The sequence below is a fragment of the uncultured Streptococcus sp. genome, assembly GCF_915066115.1.
Classification (GTDB): Bacteria; Bacillota; Bacilli; order Lactobacillales; family Streptococcaceae; genus Streptococcus.
In genome coordinates this window covers 1-9,758 of record NZ_CAJZDT010000073.1, presented here as the reverse complement: position 1 = coordinate 9,758, position 9,758 = coordinate 1, and the positions used below count along the sequence as shown (strand labels likewise).

General features: G+C 41.4%; 9 protein-coding genes. 8 read left to right on the top strand and 1 reads right to left on the bottom strand.

Annotated features, from left to right (window positions below):
• The first annotated feature begins 204 nt into the window (after positions 1–204).
• Together QZ565_RS06090 and QZ565_RS06085 are read left to right on the top strand one after the other, a co-directional pair.
• Positions 205–1,122: a dihydrodipicolinate synthase family protein gene (locus QZ565_RS06090; RefSeq protein WP_061864425.1), complete on the top strand. Its 918-nt coding sequence runs from the start codon at positions 205–207 to the stop codon at positions 1,120–1,122.
• A 17-nt stretch (positions 1,123–1,139) separates the two neighbouring features.
• The gene (locus QZ565_RS06085; RefSeq protein WP_295526961.1) at positions 1,140–2,036 is read left to right on the top strand and encodes an ROK family protein; all 897 of its coding nucleotides are present in this window, start codon (positions 1,140–1,142) and stop codon (positions 2,034–2,036) included.
• Between the two features lie 109 nt (positions 2,037–2,145).
• On the opposite strand, the gene QZ565_RS06080 is transcribed toward QZ565_RS06085, so the two are convergent.
• On the bottom strand, positions 2,146–2,997 hold the full coding sequence (locus tag QZ565_RS06080; RefSeq protein WP_295526958.1) for a MurR/RpiR family transcriptional regulator: 852 nt from the start codon (positions 2,995–2,997) through the stop codon (positions 2,146–2,148).
• A 188-nt stretch (positions 2,998–3,185) separates the two neighbouring features.
• Between QZ565_RS06080 and pbp2b the strand changes: the two genes are divergently transcribed.
• The 6 genes from pbp2b to QZ565_RS06050 all read left to right on the top strand — a co-directional run.
• Positions 3,186–5,243 (top strand): penicillin-binding protein PBP2B, encoded by a 2,058-nt coding sequence (gene pbp2b / locus QZ565_RS06075; RefSeq protein ID WP_295526955.1) that lies wholly within the window; start codon positions 3,186–3,188, stop codon positions 5,241–5,243.
• A 10-nt stretch (positions 5,244–5,253) separates the two neighbouring features.
• Complete coding sequence (recR, locus tag QZ565_RS06070; protein ID WP_000966754.1) at positions 5,254–5,850, top strand: recombination mediator RecR; 597 nt, start codon at positions 5,254–5,256, stop codon at positions 5,848–5,850.
• Positions 5,851–6,024: 174 nt separating this feature from the next.
• Positions 6,025–7,068: a D-alanine--D-alanine ligase gene (locus QZ565_RS06065; RefSeq protein ID WP_120718584.1), complete on the top strand. Its 1,044-nt coding sequence runs from the start codon at positions 6,025–6,027 to the stop codon at positions 7,066–7,068.
• An 84-nt stretch (positions 7,069–7,152) separates the two neighbouring features.
• Entirely contained in the window at positions 7,153–8,526 is a 1,374-nt protein-coding gene (murF, locus tag QZ565_RS06060) for a UDP-N-acetylmuramoyl-tripeptide--D-alanyl-D-alanine ligase (RefSeq protein ID WP_295526950.1), read from the top strand.
• Positions 8,513–9,124 carry an NUDIX hydrolase gene (locus QZ565_RS06055; RefSeq protein ID WP_295526948.1) on the top strand — a complete coding sequence of 204 codons (612 nt, stop codon included), beginning with the start codon at positions 8,513–8,515 and terminating at the stop codon, positions 9,122–9,124. The genes murF and QZ565_RS06055 overlap by 14 nt, the downstream gene beginning before the upstream one ends.
• Before the next feature lie 90 nt (positions 9,125–9,214).
• Positions 9,215–9,758: YwaF family protein (locus tag QZ565_RS06050; protein WP_295526945.1), on the top strand; the 544-nt coding region annotated here is incomplete at its 3' end.

Below are 9,758 nucleotides of genomic sequence, written 5' to 3'. Positions count from 1 at the left end.
TTTGATGGAGAAAATCTTTACCAAATACCAATAGGATGGCTTGTTTCTGAAACTACTTTCAATCGTTACAGTTTCTAAAATACAAGTAGAAACTAAAATCTAAGTGTATACAAGATATTGAAAGCGATTTTCACAAGGTGTATACTAAACTTGTAAAGAATAGAACTGCTCTCAGCAGAAAAAAGAAATCTTAGGAGAAAATCTATGTCAGATTTAAAAAAATACGAAGGTGTCATTCCAGCCTTCTACGCATGTTATGATGATCAAGGAGAAGTAAGCCCAGAACGTACTCGTGCCTTGGTTCAATACTTCATTGATAAAGGTGTTCAAGGTCTCTATGTCAATGGTTCTTCTGGTGAATGTATCTACCAAAGTGTTGAAGACCGTAAATTGATTTTGGAAGAAGTGATGGCAGTTGCCAAAGGTAAATTGACCATTATTGCTCACGTTGCTTGCAACAATACCAAAGACAGTATGGAACTTGCTCGTCATGCTGAAAGCTTAGGAGTAGATGCCATTGCAACGATTCCGCCGATTTATTTCCGCTTGCCAGAATACTCAGTTGCTAAGTACTGGAACGATATCAGTTCTGCAGCTCCAAATACAGATTACGTGATTTACAACATTCCTCAATTGGCAGGGGTTGCTTTGACTCCAAGCCTTTACACAGAAATGTTGAAAAATCCACGTGTTATCGGTGTTAAGAACTCCTCTATGCCAGTTCAAGATATCCAAACCTTTGTGAGCCTTGGTGGGGAAGACCACATCGTCTTCAACGGTCCAGATGAGCAGTTCTTAGGTGGTCGTCTTATGGGTGCTAAAGCTGGTATTGGTGGTACATATGGTGCCATGCCAGAACTCTTCTTGAAACTCAATCAGTTGATTGCTGATAAAGACTTGGAAACAGCGCGTGAATTGCAATACGCTATCAATGCTATCATTGGTAAACTCACTTCTGCACATGGAAATATGTACGGTGTCATCAAAGAGGTCTTGAAGCTCAATGAAGGACTGAACATTGGTTCTGTTCGTTCACCATTGACGCCAGTGACTGAAGAAGATCGTCCAGTTGTAGAAGCAGCTGCAGCCTTGATTCGTGAAACCAAGGAGCGCTTCCTCTAATCCATAAGGAGGTATTTATGACACACTACGTTGCAATTGATATCGGTGGAACCAACATCAAATATGGTTTGATCGACCAAGAAGGCCAACTTGTTGAATCGCATGAAATGCCAACAGAGGCGCATAGGGGTGGACCTCATATCTTACAAAAAACCAAAGATATCGTAGCCAGCTATTTAGAACAAGGCCCAGTAGCAGGTGTTGCTATTTCTTCAGCAGGAATGGTGGATCCAGACAAGGGTGAGATTTTCTACGCTGGGCCTCAAATCCCCAACTACGCAGGCACCCAGTTCAAAAAGGAAATCGAGACTAGCTTTACTATTCCTTGTGAGATTGAAAATGATGTCAACTGTGCAGGTCTGGCTGAGGCGGTATCTGGTTCAGGCAAGGGAGCGAGTGTCACCCTTTGCTTGACTATTGGAACCGGTATCGGTGGTTGTTTGATTATGGATGGGAAAGTCTTCCATGGTTTTAGCAACTCAGCCTGCGAAGTTGGTTATATGCATATGCAGGATGGAGCGTTCCAAGATTTGGCTTCTACAACAGCTTTAGTGAAATATGTAGCTGAAGCACATGGAGAAGATGTTGATCAGTGGAATGGCCGACGTATCTTTAAGGAAGCTACAGAAGGAAACAAGATTTGCATGGCTGGTATTGACCGTATGGTAGACTATCTAGGAAAAGGTCTGGCAAATATTTGCTATGTGGCCAATCCAGAAGTGGTCATTCTCGGTGGCGGTATCATGGGACAAGAGGCTATCCTCAAACCAAAGATTCGCACAGCCTTGAAAGAAGCTTTGGTGCCAAGCCTTGCTGAAAAAACACGATTAGAATTTGCCCATCATCAAAATACAGCAGGTATGTTGGGTGCTTATTATCATTTTATAATCAATGAAAATCAAAGAGCAAACTAGGAAGTTAGCCGAAGGCTGTACTTGAGTACGACAAGGCGAAGCTGACGTGGTTTGAATTTGATTTTCGAAGAGTATTAAGACAAAACAATCCTAGTTTGGCTAGACCAAACTAGGATTTTCTTACACGTTTTTGTCTTCGATAGCCATTAAGTTTTTTATTTTCCCAATAGCTATTAAAGATTTTCTCCTTGCTTTCATGATTGATTTCCAAAAAGTAGGCATAAATCAAATCGATAAAGAAGAGCATAGGAAGTTGAGCGGATATTCGTTGGATGTAGGATGGCTGGCTGTGTGTGGCTACAAGAACAGTCTCTGTATAGGCCTGACTATCTTTATTGGGAACACTTGAAAAAAGTACAGTCTTTGCCCCCATCTCCTTAGCATCTAATAGACTATCTAAAATAGAAGGAGTTGAGCCAGAAAGTGAGAAACCGAGTACGAGACAATTCTCATCCATAATACTGGTTGTCCAAGCAAAACCGTCTTGATCGGTCAAGGCCTCGCAGACCACACCTAGACGCATAAAGCGCAATTTCATTTCACGAGCGACAAGGCCAGAACTCCCTGTTCCAAAGAAGTAGACACGATCAGCATCTTCGATTAACTGGGCGATTCGTTCCAGTTGTTCTTCGTCAATCAAGCCCTGTGTTTGTTCTCGCATATTACTGTAGCTTCGAAGAACTCGGTTGGTTAAAGGACTATGTTTGTGAGAATGAGTGTCCTGTTTCTTTGCTTGGTGCAGGTATTGGAAAATAAATTCTCGATAGCCTGTAAAACCACATTTTTTAGAAAAGCGGGTCAGAGCAGCTTGAGAGATATGTAATTTTTGAGTGACCTGCTGAGAAGATAAATCATCTGCAATGGTTTCAGCTTGCAAAAAATAGCGAGCGATTTCTTGCTCTAGTTCTGTCATTTCTTCGAAGTGAGAATCAATGAGGGTTGCTATATCTGGTTTGTCCATAGGGAAGGCTCCTTTAAATGAGTCATATTGGAAAAGACTGAGTCATCGAACTTTTACATTTATTATATCATATAATGTAGGGATGGATAAATAAAATCGTATTTTCCTGTAAAATGGGAAAAGCTCCCTTCTTTTCCAAAATTTCTTCTTAAATTGTGGTACAATGAAGAGTAAGATTTTAAATAGAAATGAGACTGATTTGTATGAGAAAATTTGATAGCCATTCGATTCCGATTCGGCTTAATTTATTGTTTTCAATTGTTATTTTGCTTTTTATGGCCATTATTGGTCGCCTGCTTTACATGCAGGTTTTGAACAAGGATTTTTATGAGACAAAATTAGCATCGGCTAGTAAAACAAAGGTGACCACTAGTTCAGCCCGTGGACAAATCTACGATGCAACAGGGAAACCTCTCGTCGAAAACACCATCAAGCAAGTTGTATCTTTTACAAGGAACAACAAAATGACGGCTGCAGATTTAAAAGAAACAGCCAAGAAGTTGCTGGCTTATGTGGGAGTTTCTTCTCCAATATTGACTGACCGACAGTTGGCGGACTATTACCTGGCAGATCAAGATGTCTATAAAAAAGCAGTGGAAAGCTTACCACGCGAGAAGCGCCTTGATTCTGATGGCAACCAATTATCTGAGTCCGAGCTTTACAATAATACTGTTGAAAGTATCGATCCAAGTCAATTGACCTACTCTGATGACGAAAAGAAAGAAATTTACCTCTTTAGCCAACTCAATGCAGTTGGAAATTTTGCGACAGGCACCATTGCGACAGATTCCTTGTCAGACACACAGATTGCCTTGATTGCTTCGGCTTCTAAGAATTTACCTGGTATCAGTATTTCAACTTCGTGGGATCGAAAGGTCCTAGAGACTTCTCTTTCGTCTATAGTAGGAAGTGTGTCCAGTGAAAAAGCTGGTCTACCAGCTGAAGAAGCAGATGCTTATATCAAAAAGGGTTATTCTCTAAATGACCGTGTTGGAACCTCTTATCTAGAAAAACAATATGAAGAAACCTTGCAAGGAAAACGCTCGGTGAAGGAAATCCATCTAGACAAGTATGGCAATATGGAAAGTGTCGAAAATATCGAAGATGGTACCAAAGGGAATAATATTAAACTGACTATTGATTTGGCCTTCCAAGATAGCGTGGACAATCTTCTTAAGAGTTATTTCAATTCTGAGTTAGGAAATGGAGGAGCCAGATATTCTGAAGGTGTTTATGCAGTTGCTTTGAACCCAAAAACAGGTGCAGTTTTGTCTATGTCAGGACTCAAACATGACTTGAAAACGGGAGATTTAACACCTGATTCCTTGGGAACAGTAACCAATGTCTTTGTCCCAGGTTCTGTTGTCAAGGCGGCGACCATCAGCTCTGGTTGGGAGAATGGAGTCTTATCAGGGAATCAGACCTTGACAGACCAACCGATTGTCTTCCAAGGTTCAGCTCCGATTAATTCTTGGTACACTCAGGCTTACGGTTCATTCCCGATTACAGCTGTGGAAGCCTTGGAGTATTCTTCTAATGCCTACATGGTTCAAACGGCTTTGGGCATTATGGGTCAGACCTATCAACCCAATATGTTTGTTTTAACTAACAATTTAGAATCCGCCATGGGGAAACTTCGTTCGACATTTGCGGAATATGGTCTTGGAGCCTCAACAGGCATTGACCTTCCAGATGAGTCAACTGGTTTTATACCAAAAGAGTATAATTTTGCTAATTACATTACCAATGCCTTTGGCCAGTTTGATAACTACACCCCTATGCAATTAGCCCAGTACGTTGGCACCATTGCCAACAACGGTGTTCGGATTGCACCGCACATTGTCGAGGGGATTTATGGAAACAACGAACAAGGTGGTTTAGGGAACTTAATCCAATCTGTTGAAACCAAGGAAATGAATAAAATTAATATTTCTGAGTCTGATGTTTCCATCCTCCAACAAGGCTTTTATCAAGTGTCACATGGTGGTAGTGCTTTGACAACCGGTCGTGCCTTTTCAAATGGCGCAAGCGTATCGATTAGTGGTAAAACAGGTACTGCCGAAAGTTATGTTGAGGGTGGTCAAAAAGCTAACAATACTAATGCTGTAGCCTATGCACCATCAGATAATCCTCAAATCGCTGTAGCTGTTGTCTTCCCTCATAACACCAACCTTACAAATGGTGTCGGACCTTCCATTGCGCGCGATATTATCAACCTCTATAACCAACATCATCCAATGAATTAGAAAGGAATATATGCTTTATCCAACACCTATAGCTAAGCTAATTGACAGTTATTCTAAGTTACCGGGTATCGGGATTAAGACGGCTACCCGTCTGGCCTTCTATACTATTGGAATGTCTGATGACGATGTCAATGAATTTGCTAAAAATCTCCTTTCTGCGAAGAGAGAGCTGACCTACTGTTCCATCTGCGGTCGCCTGACTGATGACGATCCTTGCTCTATCTGTACCGATCCGACTCGTGACCAGACAACGATTTTAGTTCTCGAAGATAGTCGCGATGTGGCAGCCATGGAGAATATCCAAGAATACCATGGACTCTATCATGTCTTACATGGTCTTATTTCTCCCATGAATGGTATCAGTCCAGATGATATCAATCTCAAGAGCCTTATGACTCGTCTTATGGATAGTGAAGTTTCAGAAGTGATTGTGGCGACCAATGCTACAGCAGATGGGGAAGCGACATCCATGTATCTTTCACGTTTGCTCAAGCCAGCTGGTATCAAGGTTACGCGTCTAGCACGAGGTCTCGCTGTCGGAGCGGATATTGAGTATGCGGATGAAGTTACACTCTTACGAGCCATTGAAAATCGAACAGAGTTGTAAGTCTAGACAAATTAATACACTCAATTCATTTATACAAAAATCACGGAGACCGACAGTTGTTTTATCGGTCTCTTTTTAGATTTATTGAAGACCAGTATCAGGTTCAAGTTTCAAAAAAGAAGCAAATATGATATACTAAAGAACGAGTATTCTATTAGAATTGGAACAAATAATATGAAACAAACGATTATTCTTTTATACGGTGGACGTAGTGCAGAGCGTGAAGTCTCTGTCCTTTCAGCTGAGAGTGTCATGCGTGCGGTCAACTACGATCGTTTCACAGTCAAGACTTTCTTCATCAGCCAGTCAGGTGACTTTATTAAAACGCAAGAATTTAGCCAGACTCCAGGTCAAGAGGATCGTCTTATGACCAATGAAACCATTGATTGGGATAAGAAAGTTGCACCAAGTGCTATATACGAAGAGGGAGCAGTGGTCTTTCCAGTCCTCCACGGTCCGATGGGAGAAGATGGCTCAGTTCAAGGATTCTTGGAAGTTTTGAAAATGCCTTATGTTGGTTGTAACATATTGTCATCTAGTCTTGCCATGGATAAAATCACCACTAAGCGTGTCTTAGAATCTGTCGGGATTGCCCAAGTTCCTTATGTGGCCATTGTCGAAGGTGATGATATGACTGCTAAAATTGCTGAAGTTGAAGAAAAATTGACTTATCCAGTTTTCACAAAACCATCTAACATGGGTTCTAGTGTCGGTATTTCTAAGTCTGAAAATCAAGAGGAACTTCGTCAAGCCTTGAAACTTGCCTTCCAATATGACAGCCGTGTCTTGGTAGAGCAAGGGGTAAATGCTCGTGAAATCGAGGTTGGTCTCTTGGGCAACTACGATGTCAAGAGTACGCTACCAGGAGAAGTAGTCAAGGATGTTGCCTTTTATGACTACGATGCCAAGTATATTGACAACAAGATTACCATGGATATCCCAGCTAAAATCAGTGATGATGTGGTAGCTGTCATGCGTCAGAATGCAGAAACTGCCTTCCGTGCTATTGGTGGTTTAGGTCTATCTCGTTGTGATTTCTTCTATACAGATAAGGGAGAGATTTTCCTAAACGAGCTCAATACCATGCCAGGTTTCACCCAGTGGTCTATGTACCCACTACTTTGGGACAATATGGGAATCAGCTACCCAGAACTAATCGAGCGTTTGGTTGACCTTGCCAAGGAAAGTTTTGACAAGCGCGAAGCGCATTTGCTATAAAATGAAAGAGGGGGGTAGAAGCCAGAACCATCACTGCAAGGTGACTAGAGTTCTCGAGCTTCGACCCTTTTTAAAGGAGTAGAAATGAAATTAACAATCCATGAAGTGGCTCAAGTTGTAGGAGCTAAAAATGATATCAGCATCTTTGAGGACACCCAGTTAGAAAAAGCTGAGTTTGACAGTCGTTTGATTGCGACAGGAGATTTATTTGTGCCCCTCAAAGGTGCGCGTGACGGTCATGACTTTATCGAAACAGCCTTTGAAAATGGTGCAGCAGTAACCTTGTCTGAGAAAAAGGTCGCAAATCATCCTTACATTCTAGTAGATGATGTCTTGACAGCCTTTCAAACCCTAGCTGCCTACTATCTTGAAAAAACAGCAGTTGATGTCTTTGCTGTTACAGGTTCAAATGGTAAAACAACGACCAAGGATATGTTAGCGCACTTGCTATCAACAACCTACAAAACTTACAAAACACAAGGCAACTACAATAATGAGATTGGTCTTCCTTACACGGTTCTTCATATGCCTGAAGAAACAGAAAAGTTGGTCTTGGAGATGGGACAGGATCATTTGGGAGATATTCATCTCTTGTCAGAATTGGCTCATCCAAAAACAGCCATCGTGACCTTGGTTGGCGAAGCCCATTTGGCCTTTTTCAAAGACCGTTCTGAAATTGCTAAAGGAAAAATGCAAATTGCAGACGGGATGTCTTCGAATTCCTTGCTTTTGGCACCAGCTGACTCTATTGTAGAGGACTACTTGCCAGCTGATAAAAAGGTGGTCCGTTTTGGGCAAGGAGCTGAGTTGGAAATTACCGACTTGGTTGAGCGTAAGGATAGCTTGACCTTTAAGGCCAATTTCTTGGAGCAAGCCCTTGATTTGCCAGTGACTGGTAAGTACAATGCCACCAATGCCATGATTGCGTCCTATGTTGCCCTACAAGAAGGAGTGACTGAGGAGCAGATTCGTCAGGCCTTCCAAAATCTTGAATTGACGCGTAACCGTACCGAGTGGAAGAAAGCAGCCAATGGTGCAGATATTCTATCAGATGTGTATAATGCCAATCCAACTGCTATGAAGTTGATTTTGGAAACGTTCTCTGCTATTCCAGCCAACGAAGGAGGAAAGAAAATCGCTGTATTGGCTGACATGAAGGAACTCGGCGACCATTCTGTTCAACTCCATAATCAGATGATTTTGAGCCTTTCTCCAGATGAGCTTGATACCCTTATTTTCTATGGAGAAGACATTGCCGAATTAGCCCAATTGGCCAGTCAAATGTTCCCAATTGGCCACGTTTACTATTTCAAGAAAACAGAAGACCAAGACCAATTTGAAGACCTAGTTAAGCAGGTTAAAGAAAGCCTTGGAGCTAATGACCAAATCCTGCTCAAAGGCTCTAACTCTATGAACCTAGCCAAGTTGGTAGAAAGTTTAGAACATGAAGGCAAGTGATTTTGTCAAGTATCTGCAAAGAATGCTAGCCATTACGGATACTGGATTAACCTTTACAAAAGATCCTTTCGACCGTGAGCGCTACGAAGACTTGCGAAGTCTGTTATCTGAAATGTTGAATCAGATATCAGACCTTGATGCAGCAGAAGTTGCAGAAGTCTTGAAACCGACCTCCGCTTATGCGACTCCTTTAATGGACGTCCGTGCTTGGATTGTTGAGGATGGGAAGATTTGTCTGGTTAGGGGACAAGGAGAGGATGATTGGGCTTTGCCAGGTGGCTTTGGCGAGGTCGGTTATTCACCAACTGAAAATATTCTCAAGGAGATTGAAGAAGAAACTGGTTTTGAAGCTAACGTTGAAAGACTACTAGCTGTTTTTGATACCAATCGTTTCCAACTACAGAGCAAGCAATATGCAAAGTTTGTTTTTGAATGTAAGCTTCTTGATGGACAATTCCAAGAAAATCAAGAAATTGCTGACCTTCAATTTTTTGCCATTGACCAACTGCCAGCCTTATCTGAAAAACGCATTACCAAGGAGCAAATAGAGATTCTTTGGCAGGTTTATCAAGGTCAGAGCGAGCAATATCTTGACTAAGAAGATGATTATCGTATTTCTAAATTCATTTTTCTTAAATAGCATGGTATAATAAAATGCAGGAAAATTTTGAATCATGAGGAAGACTAGATGAATTTATGGGATATTTTCTTTACGACCCAAGCAACAGAACCACCCAAATTTGACCTTTTTTGGTATGTCAGTATATTTACACTTTTAGCCTTAACTTTTTATACAGCCTATCGTTATCGTGAAAAGAAGGCTTATCAACGATTTTTCCAAATCTTGCAGGCAGTTCAGTTAATCCTTCTTTATGGATGGTACGGGGTTAATCATATGCCATTGTCAGAAAGCTTACCCTTTTACCATTGCCGTATGGCTATGTTTGTGGTGCTCTTGCTTCCTGGTCAGTCTAAATATAGGCAGTATTTTGCATTACTAGGAACATTTGGGACATTAGCTGCCTTTGTTTATCCAGTGCCAGATCCCTATCCTTTCCCACATATTGCCATTTTGTCCTTTATCTTTGGGCACTTAGCTCTCTTGGGGAACTCACTAGTTTATCTATTGAGACAGTATAACGCGCGATTGCTGGATGTGAAGGGAATTTTTCTCATGACCTTTGCACTAAATGCCTTGATTTTTGTGGTCAATTTGGTAACAGGTGGCGATA